The sequence below is a fragment of the Pedobacter sp. Leaf41 genome, assembly GCF_001422545.1.
In the GTDB taxonomy this organism is placed as follows: Bacteria; Bacteroidota; Bacteroidia; order Sphingobacteriales; family Sphingobacteriaceae; genus Pedobacter.
The window spans coordinates 411,439-433,092 of record NZ_LMLE01000001.1 but is presented as its reverse complement, the minus strand read 5'-3'; the positions used below and the strand labels follow the sequence as shown (position 1 = coordinate 433,092).

Sequence of the window (21,654 nt, the reverse complement as noted above, 5' to 3'; positions counted from 1 at the left end):
CTGTTTATAAATTAACCTGCACATCGTTATCTCAATAAAGTAACTGTTCCTTTTTTAACCACAGTTGATCCATCCGTTAACTGAACCTCTACCATGAACACATATACACCGATTGGTTGATTAACACCTTTGAAAGTTCCATCCCATCCGTTAGAAACGTTGTCAGATTGGAAAATCAACTGGCCCCATTGTGTATAAATGGACATTTTAGCACTTGCTATGGTATTTCCATAAATTAAGAATACATCGTTTTTACCATCGTTATTTGGCGTGAATGCATTCGGAATATAAATCTGGTTACCCAATGGATTACTTGCTTTACCTGTTACTGGGGTAGAATTTGCACTGGTTTGGCAATCTAACTGGCCTTTAGCTCTAACAATTATGGTAACTGCCTGATCTGGTTTTAAACCTGAAGCCAGGTAACTGGTTCCTACTGCAGCTTGCCAGGTTAAACCATTATCCGTTGAAACTTCGTAGCCTGTTGCACCATTAACTGCTGCCCATGCAAACGTTACGCTATTTGGTGTAGTAGATTGAACGACAACCGAAGGCGCAACTAATACTGGAAGCACCGTTACGGTAACCGCTGTTCTTGTTGGGCTTGCACAACCACCCACTGCAATACTTTCCACATAGAAAATGGTGGTGGTAGTAATGTTAGGTGTAGTAAATGTAATGCCCTCGCCAATCGAACTTCCGTTTGAACTTGTTGTGTACCATCTGTAGATTAAACCTGATACTGGATTATTAACAGTTAATATGGTATTGCTTCCGGCACAAATAGTTGCATTTGCGGCAGTAACCGAAGCAGGCGCCACTGGCACTGGTAGTGCAACCACATTTACCGGGGTTCTTGTTGATGATAAACAAGATCCATTTGCACCTTCTACATAATAAGTGGTATTGGTTGTTATTGCTGGAGTGGTGAAAGAACTTCCCGTTCCTGCAATTACACCTCCATTAGGTACGCTATACCAATTGTAAACCACATTTGCTTGAGGATTTGAAACAGTTAACACCGCCGAGTTTCCTATACAAACGCTCACATTTGCTGATGTAACCGTTGGAACGTTTGGTTTCTGATTAACAGTTACGGTTACTTTTACTCTTCCACCATTATTATTACATCCGCCAGCGCCCACTGCTTGTACATAATAATCGGTAGTGGTATTGATTACCGAAGTGGTGTAAGAAGTACCAGTGAACAATAAACTACCACCAGTTGCAGCAGTGTACCACTCGTAGGTTACACCTGTTTGTGCATTTGTAACCGTAAGTGTTGTTGGCTCGCCAGAACATATACTGGTTCCTGCCGTTGCCACTATAGGGCTATTAGGAATTGCACTCACTGTGATCGCTACTGCAACCGCATTTGAAGCTGCATTTTCACATTTATTATCTCCCCTCACGGTAACATAATAGGTGGTATTGGAAGTTAATGCAGGTGTAGTGAATGATGCACCTGTAAACACTACTGATGTTAGTGCTGCATTGCTGTACCAGGTAAAAATTGGATTAGTAACCGTGGTGCTCGTTGCAGTCAATGTTGTTATGCCACTAGTACATACAGTAGTTGTTCCGCCAACAGCGAGATCAATTGCTAAAGCTCTAGGGTTTACAATAATCGTTACCGGTTTAGCGCTAGCAGCGGTGTTCTCACATTTATTACTTCCTTTAACAGTTACATAATAAGTTGTAGTGGTGCTCAAAGCTGGCGTTGTAAAAATCGGACCAACAAATGCCACGCTGGTTAACGAAGCATCGTTATACCAGGTAAACACCGGACCAGTTACCGTTGTAGAACTTGCATTGATTGTTGCTGTTCCAGAACCACAGATTACTGTTGGATTTGATAGCGTGATATCTGCTGCCGTAGCCACTTCGTTCACCGTTACCGTAACTACTTTTGCTGTTGATGCAGAACTTTCACATCTGTTATCGCCCTTTACAGTTAGGTAGTATCTTGTTGTTGCGGTTAGTGGCGATGTGTTAAATGTTGCGCCTACAAATGCAACCGAAGTTAAGGCCGCATCGTTGTACCAGGTAAATACCGGGTTGGTAACCGTTGTAGTTGTTGCCACTAACGCGGCAGATGAACCTGCACAGATAGAAGCATCGTTGGCAGTAACGTCACTTGCGCTGGCGACTGTAGTTACAATTATCGCTACTGCTTTTGCACTGGCTGCCGAATTTTCACACTTGTTATCTCCTTTCACCGTTACATAATAGGTGGTATTGGCTGATAATACTGGTGTTGTAAATACTGCACCTGTAAATATTACATTATTAAGTGCTGCATCACTATACCAGGTAAATACCGGATTGTTAATAGTAGTGCTCGATGCGGTTAATGTTGTGCCCGAATCATTACATATTGACGTTGTTCCTGTAGTGGTAATATCACTTGCTAACGCTATTGGGTTTACAATAATCGTTACCGGTTTAGCGCTCGCAGCGGTGTTCTCACATTTATTACTTCCTTTAACAGTTACATAATAAGTGGTAGTGATGCTCAAAGCTGGCGTTGTAAAAATCGGACCGACAAATGCCACGCTGGTTAACGAAGCATCGTTGTACCAGGTAAACACCGGACTAGTTACGGTTGTAGAACTTGCATTGATTGTTGCTGTTCCAGAACCACAGATTACTGTTGGATTTGACAGCGTGATATCTGCTGCCGTCGCCACTTCGTTCACCGTTACCGTAACTACTTTCGCTGTTGATGCAGAACTTTCGCATCTGTTATCGCCCTTTACAGTTAGGTAGTATCTTGTTGTTGCGGTTAGTGGCGATGTGTTAAATGTTGCGCCTACAAATGCAACCGAAGTTAAGGCCGCATCGTTGTACCAGGTAAATACCGGGTTGGTAACCGTTGTAGTTGTTGCCACTAACGCGGCAGATGAACCTGCGCAGATAGAAGCATCGTTGGCAGTAACATCACTTGCAGTGGCAACCGGTGTTACAGTTATGGCTATTGCCTTACCATTTCCAGCAGCATTCTCACATTTATTATCCCCTTTAACAGTTACATAATAAGTAGTACTTGCTGATAATACCGGTGTGGTAAAGGTACTGCCCAGAGCAGTAATGTTGGTTAAAGCTGCATCACTGTACCAGGTAAATTGCGGGTTGGTTACACTTGGCGAACTTGCTGTGAGTACAATTGAAGATCCTGCACAAGCAGTTGTACCACCCGTTACAATAATATCTGTAGGTGTAGCAAGCGGGTTAACCGTCACCACAACAGCTTTAGCATTCGCAGCCGTATTTTCACATCTGTTGGATCCTTTAACTGTTACATAATATGTGGTAGTTCCTGTTAAGTTATTTACAGTAAAAATTGGACCGGTAAATGCTACGCTGGTCAATGATGGATCATTGTACCAGGTAAATACAGGATCGGTAACGGTTAGGCTCGAAGCTACCAACACAGTTGATGAACCCGAACAAATTTGTGTATTGGCCACGGTGATATCGGCTGCAGTTCCAAATTCTTTAATTGTTACCGCGATTACTTTAGCTGCATTAGGCTGATTTTCACATTTGTTATCGCCCTTCACAGTTACATAATAAGTAGCATTATTATTTAAGCTACCTGTATTAAACGATGCTCCGGTAAATACTGGATTTGATAATGCGGCATCACTATACCAGGTAAATATCGGATTTATGATTGCAGCAGCTGAAACGGATAATAATGCGCTTTCACCTTTACAAATTGAGGTGATGCCATTTACATTAATATCAGCAGCTGTAGCGTATGGATTTACCGTAATCGTAATCGCTCTTGCTGTGCTCGCCGTATTTTCACATTTATTATCGCCCTTAACCGTTACATAGTAAGTTGTATTAGCGGTTAAAACAGGTGTAGTAAATTGTGAAGTTGTATTGACTACGGTAGTTAGGCTTGCATCGCTATACCAGGTAAACACCGGATTAGTTACTGTAGTGCTTTGGGCATTCAGCGTAACTGTTGCTCCGCCGCAAACCGATGTTGGTCCGCTTAACATGATATCCGTTGCTATTGCTACAGGATTAATGTTAACCGAAACCTCGCTTCCGTTACCAGCAGTGTTCGCACATCTGTTGTCGCCGCTAACGCTAACATAAAACTTAGTTGGGGTGGTAATTGCAGGTGTAGTAAAGGTTGCGGTATTACCAGCCAATAACTGGGTTAAGGCAGCATCGCTATACCAATTAAACACTGGATTAGGGATGGTACTTGTTGCGGTTAATACAGTAGTTCCAGTTGCGCAAAGCGATGTATTGCCGGTTACGGTAATATCGCTGGCTAAAGCCGCAGGATTTACGGTAACCGAAATTTTTGTTCTCGTTGGGTTAGCGCAAGCATTAGCACTAACCGCCTCTACATAATAGTTATATGTTCCAACTGATAAATTTGCTGGCGTTGTAAATTTGTTATTATTGGTTACCAAGAGGTTACCATTTACAGGTTGATCGTACCAATTATAAGTGATACCCGTTACAGCAACCACACTTAACTCAACCGGTGTATTTAAACAGGTTGTTAATGGATTACCTGTAGAAGGAACCGGTGGTGTTGGCGGAGCCAGAACGGTAACCGTTGCTTTTACTTTAACTGTTTCGCAACCATCAGCACTAGCAGTTACAGCATATTCATAAGTACCTGATGCTAACGTTGGGTCGGTTGTGAAGGTTGCCCCATTTTTTCCTGTATATGTTGTTCCTGCATACCATTTGTAAGTAATTCCTGCCTGAGGATTTTGAACACTTAGTGTTGCAGCAGAACCCTGACATACACTTACGGTATTGGTAGTTAAAGTAGGTGTAACGATGGTTTTTTGTGCATAATCAAAATTGATGGCTGTTAAAGCACCAAGTAAACCGGCATTTAATCTTAACTCCACTTCATCAAAACGACTTGTTGGAACAATGGTTAATATTCCCGAGTTGCTACCAGCTAATAACCTCAAACTAATTAATGGATTTGATACTGCAGTAACATCACCATTACTGTTCCCATTTAAATAAGTGGTTACAACAACGTTTGGCAATAGGCCCAATGATAACAACTGACCTGGAGTGGTAATTTTTAATCTTAAAGTATCACCAACATTTGAAATCGATGAGAATTTTAATCTTTGATAAACTGACGATCCTAATAATCCGACAGGAATAACTAATGTTGAACCTGTATTTACATTGCCATCAATAGCGTTATTTGGATTAATTACACCTGCTCCTAAGCTTATCCCTCCTGATACACCATTGGTTTCCGATATTGCGGCACCACATGGGGTAGGCACTGGTGAACCATTAGGAATTACAGTTACATCAACACGCGCTCTCGCTGAGGTACATCCACCAGGGATGATTGCTTCAACAAAATACGATGTATTGCCTGTGAGTGGTGGTGTAACAAAATCACTTGTTGCAGAATTTGTAGTGGAATAAGCCAGAGTTGTTCCTGTTTCGGTGGTGTACCAGTTAATCGTTACGCCTGCTGTGCTCGAAGTGGCAGTTAAAGAGGCTACCGAACCTTCTGTAATGGTCACAGCCGATGGAGTTACAACTGGAGCTTCAATATTACCGATGATAATCGTTGCTGTTGCTTTGTCAGATGTTGAACCGCAGCTATTCACTGCTTCAACACGATAAGTGCTGTTTGCAATAACATTAGAAACCGTAAAGGTTGGTCCATCGAAACCTGCCTGATAAACATCTGCACTGTTGTACCATCTGTAGGTAGTTCCAGCAATTGGATTTTTAACCTGGAATATAACCGAAGCATTTTGACAGGTTTCCACGTCTGGTGATAATAATTCTGGTTGTAATGGCGCCGGAGTAACCGACACATTTACTGCCGTTCTGTAACTCACACAACCTGATGCAGACACAGCTGCCACGAAGAACTTAGTATCGGCAGTTAAAGTTGGTGTGGTAAAAATAATGCCATCCTTGCCTGTAAGGTAAGTACCGGCAGCATCATACCATCTGTATGTTAAGTTTGATGATGGATTGCTTACCGTTAACTGAGTAGTTTGACCTTCACATGCGTTTACATTTGCAAAAACAACTGTTGGTGCAACCAGAATGCGCTGTGCATAGTTAAAATTCAACGAGGTTAATGCAGAAGCAATTCCTCCGTTTAATCTCACCTCAACCCCATCAAATGTTGCCGTCGGCACAAACGTAAGTAAGGCTTGAGTATCTCCACTTAATAACTGAACGTTCAATAACCCACTATTTACTGTTCTCGAATCGCCGTTGCTGGTTGTTCCAAGATAGGTGGTGATTTGTGTATTACCTAAAACACTTAATGAAAGCAATCTTCCAGGCGCTGAAACCAACACCCTCACGGTATCACCTAAAGTAGATACCGAACCAAAACTTGCCCTTTGGAAAACCGATCCGCCTAAGGCGCCAACTGGTAAAATTAATGAAGATCCTGTTTGGGTATCATTATCAATGGCTAAACCGGGGTTAAATACACCAGCCAGTAAGCCTAAACCTACAACACCGTTAGTTTGTGCTATTGCCGCTTCGCAAGGAACAGGGTTTGGAGCTCCTCCCGTGTTAACGGTAACCGTAATCTGAGCCCGAGCAGTTGAAGCACATCCATTTGCAGAAACGGCTTCAACATAATAAGTGGTAGTGGTGGTTAATGCTGGCGTAACATAAGTTGGACCAACATAAACCGGCGTAGTAGATGTTGCTGAATTATACCAATTGAAAGTAATATTTGCCTCTGATGAGCTAGCTGTTAAAATTGCAGTTTGCCCAGGGGCTACTGAAGATGAGCTTGTTGCCAACACAGGTAACGATGGTGCAGGATTGACCGGAACCAATACTGTCGCCCTGCCCGTACTCAAGCAACTTCCTTGAGAGGCCTCTACATAATAGGTAGTGTTAGCGGTAAGTGCCGGAGTAGTTACCGTTGCGCCTGTTAAAACCGGAGTTCCACCAGTTTGAGTACTGTACCAATTGTAAGTTACCCCAGCAATTGGATTGCTTACAGATAATATAGCTGGGCTACCTGCACAGCTTGCAGCAACCGTTGCTACTGTAGGTACAGCCAGTGCTGGTGTTACCGTAACCGTTACCGGAATACGGTTTGGATTTGCACAAGTACCTCTTGATACCTGAATGTAATAAGTTGTTGTAGCGGTTAATGCTGGAGTGGTAAAGGTAGCACCCGTGGCTACTTCATCGCCAGCGGCATTATACCAGGCTATAGTTGTACCTCCGTTTGCTGTAGCTGTTAAAGTAGCAGTACTACCTGCACAAATTGTTTGTGAGCCAGCGGTAACCGTTGGATTTGGATATACGATTGTTGCGCCGTAAACATCTAAACTGGTTACAGCAGAAACCACACCACCGAAACGTACCTCTACCCGATCAAATGGTGCGCCAGCTAAAATGCTTGCGGCAAATCGGCTTCCACTTAAAAGTTGAAGATTGACAAGTGATGACCCCAACTGTACCGTTCTTACAACAGTAGTTCCGTTTAAAATGGTTACGGTTGTATTATTAAGCAGCTGAAGATCCAATAAACCGCCTGGCAAAGCCAAATCTAATCGAACACTATCTGTAGCAGTACCTCCTATCGGGAATCTTAATTGTTGATATCCGCTTGATGCGACACCAACTGCTAAAGTGATTCTTGTGAAATTATTCGGATCGGTATCTGTAGCGTTCCCTGCCCCGGAAATTCCGCACAACAAGCAAATCCCAGTAATGCCACTGCTTTGACTATTGGCTGCATTACATGCGGTGCCAGTACCAACAGGAATAACAGTTACTGTTACCGGAACCCTGCTTGCGCTTACGCAACCATTGCTATTGGTGGTTTCAACATAATATGTTGTTGTAGAATTTAATGCTGGTGTAGTAAATGAAGTTCCAGACCCAACTTGTGTACCGCCAGTAGCTGCATCAAACCAGGTAATGGTATTACCTGAATCAGCTGTTGCCAATAAAGTAGTTGATTGATTTGGATTAATGACCTGGTTATTGGTAGATACAGTTGCTAAAGTTGCCGGCGGATTTATTGAAACGGTTACCGCTGTTCTGGCACTTACTGCAGTTCCAGAAACCGCCTCAACATAAAATACAGTTTGAGCAGTTATTGCTCCTGTTGTAAATACGCCAGTATTGTTGGTGGCCAACGGTGTGGAACCTGTTGCTCCATACAAATTATAAGTGACACCAGCAATTGGGTTGCTTACAGTTAACGTAGCTGGCGAACCAGAGCAAACTGCAACATTTGCTACCACAGGCGCATTTACCGTTACCGTGATGCTGTAACCTGTTGTGGCTACATTACCATTGGCATCTCTTGCAGTTAGCAAGACGGTATAATTGCCTCCCGAAGTTGGTACGCCTGTAATTTCCCTGGTATTGGTATTAAAGTTTAATCCAGGGGGAAGATTGGTTGCTGTATAAGTGTAAGGGCCTGTACCTCCTGTAACTTCCGGAAGTGTTTGTTTTGGATAGCTGGTACCCACTACACCATTTGGAAGTGTTGCTGAAGGCAAGTTTAGTGCACCTATTACTTTCAGTGCATAATTATTACTTGCGGTTCTACCCTCGCTATCAACAACGCTTACAGTTACAACATAATTTCCAGCTTGCGTTGGAACACCAGTAATTTCGCGTGTGCCAGGGTTAAATTGTAATCCTGCCGGAAGATTGGTTGCCGTATAAGTATATGGACCAACGCCGCCAATTGCAGCAGGAATAGTTTGAACAGGATAATTTACGTTCTCATTGCCATCTGCCAATGTCGCTGGTGGCAGCGTTAACGGATCGATAACTGTAATAGAATAAGTTGTAGTAGCTGTTTTTCCTGTAGAATCAGTTACTGTAACTGGAATTGGGAAAGTACCAGATTGTGTTGGGGTTCCAGAGATTTCTCTTGTTGCTGGATTAAATGTTAATCCCGTTGGTAAACCTGTTGCTGCATAGCTGTATGGCATTGTACCTCCAATTGCGGAAGGAATAGTTTGGGTAGGATAAACTAATCCATTTGTTCCGTTTGCCAGGCTTGCTGCGGGTAATGATAATGGATCGGTTACTTTTAAAGTATAATTTGAAGTGATGGAATATCCATTAGCATCAGTAACTGTTACCGGGATAATATAATTCCCAGGTTGAGTAGGTGTACCCGTAATTTCTCTGGTTGTTGGATTGAAACTTAATCCAGGAGGAAGATTTACAGCAGAATAAGTTAATGGCCCTGTACCACCAGTTGCGGCAGGGATGGTTTGTGTTGGATATAATGTTCCGGTTACGCCATCAGGTAACGCAGCACCGGCCAAAGCCAATGCTGGCGTTACTGCGAAATTAAATATTGCCGTTGCCGAACAATTTTTATTGTCTGTAGCAACTACTGAAAATGTTGGATCTCCTGAGGCAGTTGGTGTTCCCGAGATTAATCCTGAACTAGATAAGGATAAACCTGCTGGCAAAGTGCTTCCTGATGCTAAGGTATAAGTGAAGCCCGGTGTACCACCTGTGGCTAATGGTAATTGTTGATTGTATGGGAACGAGATACTTGCATTTGTTAATGTACTGCCATTAAATACTATAGCAGGATTTACGGTTATGGCAATCGGAGTTCTGGTTGGATTTGAACACAAAACACCGTTGATCAATTTATTAACCTGAAGGTAATAAGTTGTATTGGATGAAAGCGCTGGGGTTGTAAAATCACCACCGTCAGGATTTAAAACAGTTGCACTAATCGGGCTATCGAAATAACTCACAGTAGTTCCTGTTACCGGTGTAACAGATAACTTAGCTGTAGTACCAGCACAAATAGATTGAGCACCAGAGATAATGGTTGGATTTGGGTAAATAACCGTTGCACCATAAATATCTAAGCTGCTAACTGCTGAAACTACACCTCCGAAACTTACCTGAACGCGGTCGTAAGCGCCGCCTGCAACTAATGTAGAGGCAAATCTTCCTCCACCCAAAAGCGTTAGAGATAATAATCCGCCGTTTATCTGAACTGATTTTACAACTGTTGTTCCATTTAAAACCGTTAAGGTAATGTTATTCAAAACACCCACGTCGGCCAGACCACCTGGCAAACCTAAGTTTACCCGAATACTATCTGTGGCCACACCTACATTAGGAAAAATAAGTTGTTGCACACCTGTTGCTCCAACCCCCACACCTAATGTTAATCTGGTAAAATTATTTGGATTAGCATCAGTAGAATTTCCTGCGCCTGTTATACCACATGCAATACAGATTCCCGTAATTGCTGTGCTTTGGCTTCCAGCAGCATTACATGCCGTAGTACCCGAAGTGGGAACAACCGTAACGGTAACCGGAACACGAGAAGTACTCGGGCAACCCGCCGAACTGGTTGTTTGAGCATAATAAGTTTTAGTTGCTGATAGCGCTGGTGTAGTAAATGTAGCACTGGTGCCAACCGGATTTCCACCTGTTGCAACTTCATACCAGGCAATGGTATTTCCTGCATCAAAAGTAGCTGTTAGTGTAGCTGTTTGACCAACATTGATTGCAATATTACTGCTTGCTACTGTAGGTAACGTTGCAGGTGGATTTACCGAAACAACAACTGAAGTTTTCGAACTTACCGCGGTGCCAGAAACAGCATCGATGTAAAAAGTAGTTTGATTGGTTACTACTGGAGTATTAAATATTCCAGTAGTATTAGTTTGTATTGGCGTATTGCCAGTTGAACTATATAATCTATAAGTGATGTTTGCACCAGAGATAAGATTGCTTACCGATACGGTTGCACCAGCACCCGAACAAACAGTGGCGGATGCAACTATTGGCGCATTAATACTGACATTAAGCGTGTAGGTTGTTGTGGCACTGTTACCACCAGCATCTGTTGCCGTTAAAGATATCCCAAAGGTACCTCCTTCAATTGGGGTTCCTGAAATTTCTCTTGTGTTCGGATTAAAAGCCATTCCTTGCGGCAAACCAGTTGCTGTATAGGTATAAGGTGGAGTTCCGTTAGATACGGCTGGCAAGGTTTTGGCTGGGTAAGCTGTTCCAACCGTTCCATCTGCTAAGGTAATTGATGGTAAATTGAGCGTTCCAATTACTGTTAAAGGATAAGATCTGCTTGCCGTTCTTCCACCCTCATCAGTAACCGTAATTAATATAGAATAGTTACCTGCTTGTGCCGGTGTACCCGAAATGCTGCGGGTGCTCGGATCAAAAGTTATTCCAGCAGGAAGATTTGAAGCAACATAAGTGTAAGCTCCTGAACCTCCAGTGGCTGGAAGGATGGTTTGTGATGGGTAAACAACTTTTTCAGTTCCATCAGTAAGGCTAGTTGGTGGCAATACCAGCGGATCTAATATGGTAATAGAATAAACAGTTGTTACCGTTTTACCATCTGCATCTGTAGCCGTAACAGACACTGGATACGTCCCTGCCAAAGTTGGCGTTCCCGCTATCGCTCTGGTGCCAGGTGTAAATGTTAATCCTGCTGGTAACCCTGTAGCTGCATAAGTGTATGGGCCTGTACCGCCCGTAGCTGCAGGGATAATTTGTGGAGTATAATTTGTTCCGGTTGTTCCATTTGCTAAAGTTGCAGGTGGCAAAACTAACGGATCGGTTATTTTAAGGGTATAATTTGATGTTACCGTATTGCCGTTTGCATCCGTAACAGTAACCAGAACAGTATTATTGCCTGGTACCGTTGGCGTTCCGGTAATTTCTCTTGTTGTTTCATTGAATGTTAAACCGGCAGGAACGTTGGTAGCTGCATAAGTGTAAGGGCCTGTACCGCCTGTAGCAGCTGGAATAATCTGAGTAGGATACGAAACATTTGTTACTCCGTCAGGCAATGCACCTGGAACCAAAGTCAAGGGCTCTGTAACGGTGAGGGTGTAGGTTGCGGTTGCACTACAGCCCTTCGTATCCGTTGCAACTATAGAAAAACTATAGTTATTGGCGAGGGTTGGCCTGCCAGCTATATCTCCAGTTGTAGAAAGTGTTAATCCGGCCGGCAAAGTGCTACCCGCAGCCAAAGCATAGGTAAAACCTGGCGTTCCGCCTGTAGCAGGCGAAATTTGTTTATTATAAGTTGAACCACTTGTTGCATTTGTAAGCGTGCCACCAGCAAAATTAATGATTGGATTTACCGTTACGGTCACTGGAACCCGTACAGATTCTGCTGTACAGCCTGCTCTTCGTGAGGCAACATAATAAGTTTTATTTGCTGTTAACGCTGGTGTTGTAAATGTGCCATTATATGTCTGTGTTGATAAAGCATTTCCTCCATCAGCAACGTCATACCATATCAACTGATTTCCGAGTGCAGTGGTAGCTTGTAAGTTAGCGCTTGTATTGTAACATATATTAACTGCATTTGAAATAGGCGCCGTAAAAGTTGGAAATGCAGGGCTTCTACTAATGTCATAAATCTCTACATACTGAGTAACGTTAGCACTTACGAGTGTTGATAATCTCACCGAAACCCGATCAAAAGCAACCCCCGGAGCAAACGGTACTGTTACAGCCTGACCACTGTTCAACAAGCCCAGCAAATCTAAGCCCAGTAAGCTGGATGCCGCAGCACTGTAAACGGGCGTATTTCCGCGGTAAGCAGTAACCCTTAAATTATCGAACAGCTTTAGGTTTACCAAAGCAGGCGAAGTTCTGAAACGTAAATTTATATTATCGGTTGTATTTGACAGTGTAGGAAAGTAAACGTTTACACTTTTTGAGGCCGCTACGCCCAACACGCCTGTGCTTAGGTTATAGAAACTATTTTTATCATTATCTATTACCTTTTGAAAATCGAAATTTTCTGCTCCAGCCAGGTTCAATGCATCTAACGAGATGCCCTCTGCATCAAAATTTGCATAGGTATTTAAATCGCAATTATCATTTCCATCGATAGTGTAGGCATAATAAACATTGGTTTTGCCAGTAGTAGTCAGTAAAAGACCAGTGGTTCTGTCAACAACATAAACCTGATCGTAAATTTCATTTGGGGTGATGGCAATAAAAGTGTAGCCATTCTTATCTTTAACTATTTTAATATTTGAGTTATTATCGAAACCTGAAGCACTCGACCGACTTAAAATAGTGGTTCCATTGGGACGTAGAGCTCCAACCTCAAATTGATGGTTTCCGATAACCAGCGTTCCAACAATGTCTGCTACGAGCCCTCCTAATGTTCCTCCTAACAAGCCGTTTAGGGCCGATTGATCGAAATCAATTCTGATATAGGTGGTTTTATTTGCCGCAACGCTGCTTGGAAATTTTAAAGTTATTCCGCCAGAATAGGAACCTGCGCCCAAGGCTACCCCCCCATACGAATTAAGTGTAGCAAAATTAGCATCACTGGTATTGATCGCATTGTTGATATTATCTACACGGGATGGACTAAATGAAAAAGGCTTAATTTCAGTAACTGAATTTGCATAATTTTTTGTTTGCGCATACGAAACGGAACCGAAGAACGTTAGTAAAGTGATAATTGCGAATGCAAGGGCACAGCGAATTGTTCCTTTATGGGATTGAGAGGTAAAGATTTTCATCATGTCAGGCGTAATTGGGATGATTGATTGTGTTTAGTACTCATACTTAACATTTCAATGACAAATCTACATTTCGCATGAACATGCTTTCTATCCATTCTTGTTCATTATATTTTCGAAATTTTCGTTCATTTTGTTCATCCGTTCAATTAACATTCATTTAATTTCCTTCATTGTGAAATTATGATGACATTAGCGAAGTCATCCCTGTAAATTAATGAATACTAACGAACTCCTCTCTGAACTCAAGAAGTTTGTACTTATAAAGTCGGGATTAAAAAATATAGATCCTTCTCACTGTAAGCTAATTTCTGAGTATATATTTCAAGAAACTAAAAACTATGTTAGTGAAACCACTATCAAAAGGTTTTTTGGCTTCGCAAACACGCAACACAAATTTTCTTTGTTTACTTTGAACAGCTTATCACAATACATAGGCTATTCAGACTGGAATACATTCTGTAAGGAAAAAGAAACTCAGGTTTCAGCTGAACAAAGCACCTGGGATACACTTAAACTAAAAGCTAAATATATCAGTGATATTGCACTGGTTTCAAAGAAAAATAATTCCGGCATTCCTTTCGTATACACGGCTGATAGGAGTTTCTATTATCCTGATTTTGATTATTTTTTAAATAATGATTATCAGTTTACAACTTTGAGTGCATTGCCTGGCCAAGGTAAATCTATCCTACTGGCACACTTGGTTCATCACTTTTTTTATTCGGAACAAGCATTGTATAAAAATGATATTGTTTTGTTAATGAACGTGAATAGTATCAATACGATTATCCTAAATGGACTGACGCTAAAACAATGGTTTTTAAAGGAATTTAAATTTGAAAGCGTTAACGATTTAATTAGTTTTTTCAAACTTCATCCAGAAAAAAAAGAGGGCCGATTTATATTAATCGTTGATGGAATTGACGAATTTCTCACCAAGACAGAATATTTACAAACATTTATAGATTTTTTATACAGCATAGAAGAAAATAACTTCTTAAAAATGGTATTTGGTTTACGAACCAATAGTTGGATTAATCTGCAGCCTCTTATAACAGGCTCGGCTTTTTTAACAAAGAGTTGGTATAATGGCTTGTTTTACGATCTTGATGTACTTAGCAATGTTCCACCGTTAAATACCGAAGAGATATTAAATGTGTTAAGCCAGCTTGAAGATAAAACGGTTATTCAAGATGAAGTGAGCCCTGCTCTCTTGACGCAATTTAAAACGCCGTTTTGGTTGCAAGTATATTATCAATTAAAAAAAGATAATCTTGCCCTCGAATTGAACAATACGCTTCTCTGTTATGAGATTATTAACTATTTCTTAGAAACGAAAATCTTTTTAGCGAAAAAAAGTACCGAGAAAATATATCTGCTAAAAAAAATAAGCGGAAGTATATCTAAAGGAAATAAAGGTCTTCGTGTGGCGAAAGAATCTATACTTGACATTGTAAATCAGTATCCTGACGCTTATCAAGAGTTGTTGTACGATGGTATTCTAATTGAAGAAAAGCGGCTTAGCACTGCAATACCGACAGAAATTGTTCGTTTTTTGAACGATGATATCTATACCTATTTCATTTTTATTCAAATTACCGAACGCTTTGACTACAAACCAGGTAAGGAATTTTTTGAATACATTTTAGCAACCTTTCTGCCAGGAACAGTATTAAGATATCATATTTTAAACTGGGCTATACGCTTCTGTATCAACAGAAATGAAATTTCTGAGTTAAAAAACATCCTGAAGCTATCATTTACGAATGAAGAAAAAAACATGTCGTTTGATTTCATTTGCAATGTTTCGAAATATGAGCTAAGCAAGCCCAACTCAAACTTCAATAAACAAAGTATCGACTTAAATTTTATTGATATTTTGGCTACAGGCCGAACAATGAGTAAACTTTACAAGGAAACCATTAAAACTATTTCTGATAATGTATTAAATGAAGATGTCCAAATCATGCTATTGGTTATCGAATGTAATATTGCCTTAATCGATGTAGACAAATCTTCGTTGATTAGTGCAATGCATGCACTAAAACGCCATTACAAAAGATTAAATGAGTTATTTCCCATAAATCCTTATGACATTATTTTATATTTCATGAATAACCTTACGGGAAAACCTCATGAAAGTAAAACACTCGAAGATAAAATTATCAGGCTATGTCAAAAAATTGATAAGAGTGAACCTTTGAGCAACAAACTAATTACTACACCCGAAATCCTGGCCTATCGATTAGTTTTATTGGCTTTATTCGCACAGAAAAATTATGCTGAATGCCACCGATTCATTATGGCTATTTTAAATAAATATCCTAATATCTTTAATGTACGCCATTCGGTCTTCTCTCCGTTCCTATTGTTACATTTGGGCCATACCTATCTTAAACTTAACTATTATAAGAAGGCTAAAAGAGTTTTAGAATTTATGGAGAAAGTGATAGAATGCGACTATACCTACTACACCAATTTTATTAGCGTAGGTTTTAATTTATTCAAAGCGAGCTTTTACAACTGCACAGACAATTATGAACAAGCAGTTACCGAGATAGAAGCAGGCTTAAAAATGGCTTTCAAAAACGATTTTAGAGTCTATGAGGTTTCGTTGCTTTTGTTAAAAATAGATGCACTAAAGCATTGTGATAAACCCGAAGAGGTATCAAATGCTATAAAAGAGCTGTTTAAGTTTGTATCGATAAACAAAATTTCGATGCCAGAGTATGCCAACTTGAATAATTTCGAATTCGAACAATCATTTAAGATTTTAAAGTCTTATAAATAAAAAATGCTCTAATGATTAAATCAAAAGGGCATTCTAATTCATTTAATGCGATTAGATTATTTGATCAGGTTGTAAAGCTCATCCAATTTTGGAGAAAGCACAATTTCAATTCTTCTATTTTTGCTTCTTCCATCTGCATTTGCATTTGAACCGAGCGGCTGAAATTCTCCTTTACCTGTGGCCGTCATTCTAACGCTTTCTACCTTCTCATTATCTGTTAAATAACGTACCACCGAAGTTGCCCTCAACACACTTAAATCCCAATTATCTTTAATCTGACCTAAGTTGTTTATTTTTTGATTGTCGGTATGGCCTTCTACAGCAATATTAATTTCTGGCTGTTGTTTTAAAACATTAGCCAACTGTGTTAGTGCCTGCTTCCCTTTTTCATCTATGATAATACTACCTGATGGAAATAACAATTTATCTGTTAGAGAAACATAAACCTTTCCGTTCTTTATTTCTACAGTTAAGCCGCTTTTGGTGAAGCCGAGCAGTGCTTGTTGTAACTTTTCTTTCAATGAATTGGTCGCTTCATCGCGTTTACGCAAAACCTCTTCTACCTCTTTTAAACGCTTTTCGCGGGCAGCCAGATCGCCAGATAGCTTTGTGATTTCGGTAGTCGAATTATTTTTTAGCTTTTTATAATTTGCATCTACTTCATTGTAACTGCTTTGCAAATCTCTTAACTCTTCAGCCATCAAAGTGGTGTCTTTCTTAAGTTTCGCAACCTCTTTCTCTAAATTCTCAATTTTTACCAAGCCCTCATTAAAGGCAGTATATAAAGAATCTTTGCTACCCAATAAAGCTTTATATTTTTTTGGCGATAAAACCACACATGAGGTAAAGGACGAAATGAATAAAAGAATGACAAAAGCTAAGAAGGTATTTTTCATCGTATAATAATTTGTTTTAAATAGTGATTAAGCCCTGCTACCGCAGGCAGCTATCAGATTTATTCATCCACTATGTGTTTGAAAAATCATGATGGTTTCATGTTTTGTTTTCAAGATTTTAGCATCAAGTACAAAATCTGCGAAGGGTTTAGCATTGACTGTCGGTTATTTTGAGTATTAAATTAACAGTTGATTATTGCTCAATGGCATTTCGTAAAAATGCAACTAAAGGTTGTATTGTTGCAAAAGAACTTATCAACTTATTAACTAGATCAGGCTTAAAAAAGTCTTCATCTTTTAGTGGCATGGTCGCCTCAAAGCTTTTTAACTTTAAAAACTCGATGTTTGGATCTGCAGGATCATAGCCCTTCGGCGCATTTTTCAGGGCATTTGTTTTGCCCAATGTGAAATTTGCTTTGAATGCTTTGGCTTCAATAATGCTTTTGAACTCGTCAATATTGTAATCTATTTCCTGTCGGATAAGTTTAACATGTGGTGCTTCGGGCATCCAATAACCGCCTGCAATAAAGCTTTTACCTGGCTGGATGTGTAAATAATAACCAGGTTCATTACCGCCTTTACTCTTGGCAGAAAACCAAATGCCGAAGTTATTTTTATAGGGATCTTTATTTTTGCTAAACCGCACATCGCGATAAATACGCATTAGGCTTTTCTTCGGATCAGTTTCTGAGGAAATTAAGGGATCTACCTTAGCCAGCTCCGGTATAAGCGCTGCTACAAGTTTCAAAGTATCTTCTTTCGCTTCCTCGTATCTAGGTTTATTTTCCGCAAACCATTCGCGGTTGTTGTTTTCCGCTACCTCTTTGATAAATTTTAAGGTTTCTTTTTTTAGCATATAGATATGATTAACCGGATAAACCGTACAACAGCCATCCAATTTAGAATCTTCAATAATTAATATATCGTGTTAAACACTCAAACTTAAAACTCCTGACTTTTATTGATCATAATAAGCTTTATACTTAATATTTGGCGACAATACATGAAGCAAAATAATACGTGAGTAGCGGTAATTAAAAGGATAAAGAATAAAACAACCAGCAAAAATCGCAATCAAATAATGCCAAAAAGTAGCATCTGTTAGTGGGCCGAAAAACAGGTAGGTAATAAAGCTTACAAGAAGCATTTCGATTACATTCATGGCATAACTAACATACATGGCCGCATAGAAATATCCAGGTTCAATTTCTATACGCTGTGCACAATAACTGCAAATTTCTTTGGTATGCTGAATGTTCCAGCCATACATACTGCCCGTAAATATATCTCCTCTACGACAGTGTGGGCATTTGCAGTTTACGATTGCAGAAAGCTTGGAAGTTTTACCAGACATGTTTAGTTTAAATGAAAAGGTTCTTTTTTCATATTTAACGCCACATTTTTCTTGCGGTATTTCTTGTACCAGATTACCCCAATTACTATTGCCATAATGTATGGAATGGCCAGTAAATATAAAACACCCGTGTTTAAACCAGCCGAAACGGTATTGCCATTTTTTACGCCTTGCTCCGCATTTATACTACACATGGCGCATTGGGCTTGTGCATTAGCAGTAAAAAGTAAAATGCAGGTAATTGAAAATAAGATAAAAGTGAATGTCTTTTTCATCATTGCAAATATAAGATTTAACGTGTGAGGGGTAGCAAAAATTATGTCATAAAAAAACCCCGCTGATGAGGCGGGGTTTGTGGGAGAGTGATATTGAATTATTTTAATTATTGTAATGAACCCGAAAAAGTAAAGTTGGGATTCTGAACACTTCTAAACTGACCGAGAATCTCTCCAGTTGTTGGATTAGTAAAGTAAGCCAATGTGAAGGTATCTGTATTGATTCGTTGAGTAGTTAGGGGTGCCATTTCATTTACAATTAATGAGGCATTACCTGTTGGCGAACCAGCTGTAAATTTATATACCCCAGCTGTTGTTTTGGTGAAAGTATAAGGCCAATCTCCAACAAAACGATTAGCATTTTGATAAATATCTGCAGTTAACACCATCGTATTATTAATGGTGTTAAAAGAAAATACCATTCTATCAAGCCTTAAACGATAAGCAGAAGCCAAGGTAGCTGCAGCTGCAGAAGCCCTGCGTGTAATGAATTCCGATCCCCATCCTGGATAAGTCGTTCCATTTGGAACTATGATAGCAGAGTATTGTATTCCAATTAACAAGTGAAGCGGATAAAGAGAGGTTGGAGAAGCAATTATTTCCAATCGGGTTCCATCAACTGTGGTGAAATATACACCCTTAATCGGATCCCAAGTAAGCTCATTTATAGACTTACCTTTGTAAATTAAAGGTTCTTTAAATCTTATTCCAGTTAAAGTGAAAGCAAAACCAGTAGATACTGTAGTAACTGAACCACTTCCATTATCCCAAATTAATGTTACAACTTTACTCACATAATTGATAGAAGTTTGAACTTTGATGGCATCTACAATAGAAAAATAAAGATTGTTGTTATTATCCACATAATCTACAGAGGTCTGAATTGATTTTAGCAAACCTTTTTCGTTAAATGATTTTTGTTCAGCTGCAGTTGCTTTTACTAAAATCAGTTTACTATTTAGCAATTTTCCGGTTAACATAATCGAATCGCCAACTTGCTTGTCGAATGTAAATTCGAAGTCTGAATAAACACCCCATCCTGCAACTCCACCAAAGGTATTTGGGTTCGGATCAGCAAGTATATGCATGTAACTGTAAGTATCAAAAGAAAGTGTTGGAGTTTGAAAAGCCTTAACCTTATAAGTGCTCTCCATACTTTCAGCAGCCGGGTCATAATCCAAATCAGCATACATTGTTACCTTGTTCTCTTTGCTAAAGTTTAAGTAAAAAGAATAGCCTCCACCACCATCAGGATATAAGAAAGCTTTCCATCCGGTAGTGCTGCCAGTCAAGGCATTGGTATATTTAGTTACTGCTTCAGTAACTCTTTCTTCAGGTCTTTGTCCATCAACCAAAACCTCCTCTTTCTTACAGCCTGCAAAAAGTGCTAAAGACAATAAAGAGTATAAAAATATTTTTTTCATGTTAATTTCTTCTTAATTATTGACCCATTGTACCATAAAAATATGAATTGGCATTAGTGGTTTTATAAAATGCCCCTAATGAGCCTAAAAACCCAATATCTCCTGGAATAATTTGATTAATCCAATTGGCTCTGAATGATCCTGTAGAAAAATAGCTATTCACTCCTGCCATTCTTGCATTAATAACACCCATATTTCCGTAAGTTGTTGTTGTAGGTTGAGTTGCTAACAAAGTAAATGTGGTAACACCTGTTGTAGTATTCAATGCCATCGTGTAATCTGCATCTGCAAAATAAGTTGTTGTTCCAGCAGCATTGGTAAAAGTATACCTTAAGGTCATGAGGTTAGCTGCTTTAAAAGTCATCGCATAATTGCTTAAAACAAAACCGCCAGCAGCCATTGAAGTTCTTGCTGCGTTCCATAAACCAAGAAACTCTGCCGATTGATTAGGCTCAGTTGAAGGATTAGCGGTAAGCGTTGTATAACCAATTCCAGGACCAATCATTCTTGCCAAAACTGGCTGCGAAACTTTAAATAAAGCCAACTGAACCTCACTTTGCAATTTATAGAAGTCAATATTGAACGCAGTTTTGAAGTAATCTACAACGTACTGCTCCTTTTTCTTTAATTTTACTTGGGCATCTGCTGCCAATGTTGCCACAATAGCGTTATACTGAACACGCCCCATCATTAACATGTTAGATGATTGCTCGGCAAAATCTTCCCCTGGAGAAACCCTTGCATATTGCGTGATGAAACCTAAAGAGTAAGCTTCTGCCAATGATCTTTGTGTCCAGTTAGCTTCGTAACCGCCACGCGATACTGTTTGATATTCAGGAGAAAAATCAACAGTCTGATTTAAAATGTGAGTGTACTCATGCTGAATAACCTGAATCATTTGTTTAACCGATGCTAGATTGGTTTTATCAAATGAGTTAATCACATACAATACAATTTTACGTCCACCTTCGGCAGTTCCCAACGTAATTGTACCATTGCTATTATACTCTGCACTACCTGCTAAAACGAATTGCTTCGGAGATATTTTTTTAATAAAATCACTTCCACCAGCACTTTCAAATGGTCTAATCCATACATCGCGAACCATTTCCATTGCTGGAATAACTTGTTCAACCGAAGGAGGTGTGATGTTTTTACCCGATGGAAGCTCAAAGCGATCAAATCTATACTTCGTTTCAATATTATATGGGTTAAGAAAATTCTGGTCCAACCAGATATCCGTAGCATTTTTATTGGTTATAATGTTTTGGTCAATCGCATCTAAATTGGCATTTAAAGTGCCCTCTTTTTTACAAGATGCAAGGATTGTTAGCATACCTAATGCTAGAAGCCCTTTATTAAATATTTTTTTCATAATAATC

General features: G+C 39.8%; 8 protein-coding genes. 1 reads left to right on the top strand and 7 read right to left on the bottom strand.

The features are described from left to right. Window positions 1–26: 26 nt before the first annotated feature. The gene (locus tag ASE92_RS01915) at window positions 27–13,532 is read right to left on the bottom strand and encodes a putative Ig domain-containing protein (RefSeq protein WP_082454880.1); all 13,506 of its coding nucleotides are present in this window, start codon (window positions 13,530–13,532) and stop codon (window positions 27–29) included. A 214-nt stretch (window positions 13,533–13,746) separates the two neighbouring features. Here ASE92_RS01915 and ASE92_RS01910 point away from each other — a divergent pair, with 214 nt between their 5' ends. Continuing rightward, window positions 13,747–16,323: a hypothetical protein gene (locus ASE92_RS01910; protein ID WP_056848414.1), complete on the top strand. Its 2,577-nt coding sequence runs from the start codon at window positions 13,747–13,749 to the stop codon at window positions 16,321–16,323. Between the two features lie 56 nt (window positions 16,324–16,379). Here the strand turns inward: ASE92_RS01910 and ASE92_RS01905 are convergent, their stop codons facing one another. The 6 genes from ASE92_RS01905 to ASE92_RS01880 form a co-directional block, all read right to left on the bottom strand. Further along, window positions 16,380–17,219 (bottom strand): OmpA family protein, encoded by an 840-nt coding sequence (locus ASE92_RS01905; RefSeq protein ID WP_056848413.1) that lies wholly within the window; start codon window positions 17,217–17,219, stop codon window positions 16,380–16,382. A 193-nt stretch (window positions 17,220–17,412) separates the two neighbouring features. Then, complete coding sequence (locus ASE92_RS01900; RefSeq protein WP_056848412.1) at window positions 17,413–18,075, bottom strand: DUF2461 domain-containing protein; 663 nt, start codon at window positions 18,073–18,075, stop codon at window positions 17,413–17,415. A gap of 102 nt (window positions 18,076–18,177) precedes the next feature. Next, the gene (locus ASE92_RS01895; protein ID WP_056848411.1) at window positions 18,178–18,573 is read right to left on the bottom strand and encodes a hypothetical protein; all 396 of its coding nucleotides are present in this window, start codon (window positions 18,571–18,573) and stop codon (window positions 18,178–18,180) included. 2 nt (window positions 18,574–18,575) lie between these two features. Continuing rightward, entirely contained in the window at window positions 18,576–18,851 is a 276-nt protein-coding gene (locus ASE92_RS01890) for a hypothetical protein (protein ID WP_235527258.1), read from the bottom strand. A gap of 104 nt (window positions 18,852–18,955) precedes the next feature. Then, the gene (locus tag ASE92_RS01885) at window positions 18,956–20,272 is read right to left on the bottom strand and encodes a DUF4302 domain-containing protein (protein WP_056848409.1); all 1,317 of its coding nucleotides are present in this window, start codon (window positions 20,270–20,272) and stop codon (window positions 18,956–18,958) included. A gap of 16 nt (window positions 20,273–20,288) precedes the next feature. Beyond that, window positions 20,289–21,647 carry a putative zinc-binding metallopeptidase gene (locus tag ASE92_RS01880; RefSeq protein WP_162237737.1) on the bottom strand — a complete coding sequence of 453 codons (1,359 nt, stop codon included), beginning with the start codon at window positions 21,645–21,647 and terminating at the stop codon, window positions 20,289–20,291. Window positions 21,648–21,654: the final 7 nt, after the last annotated feature.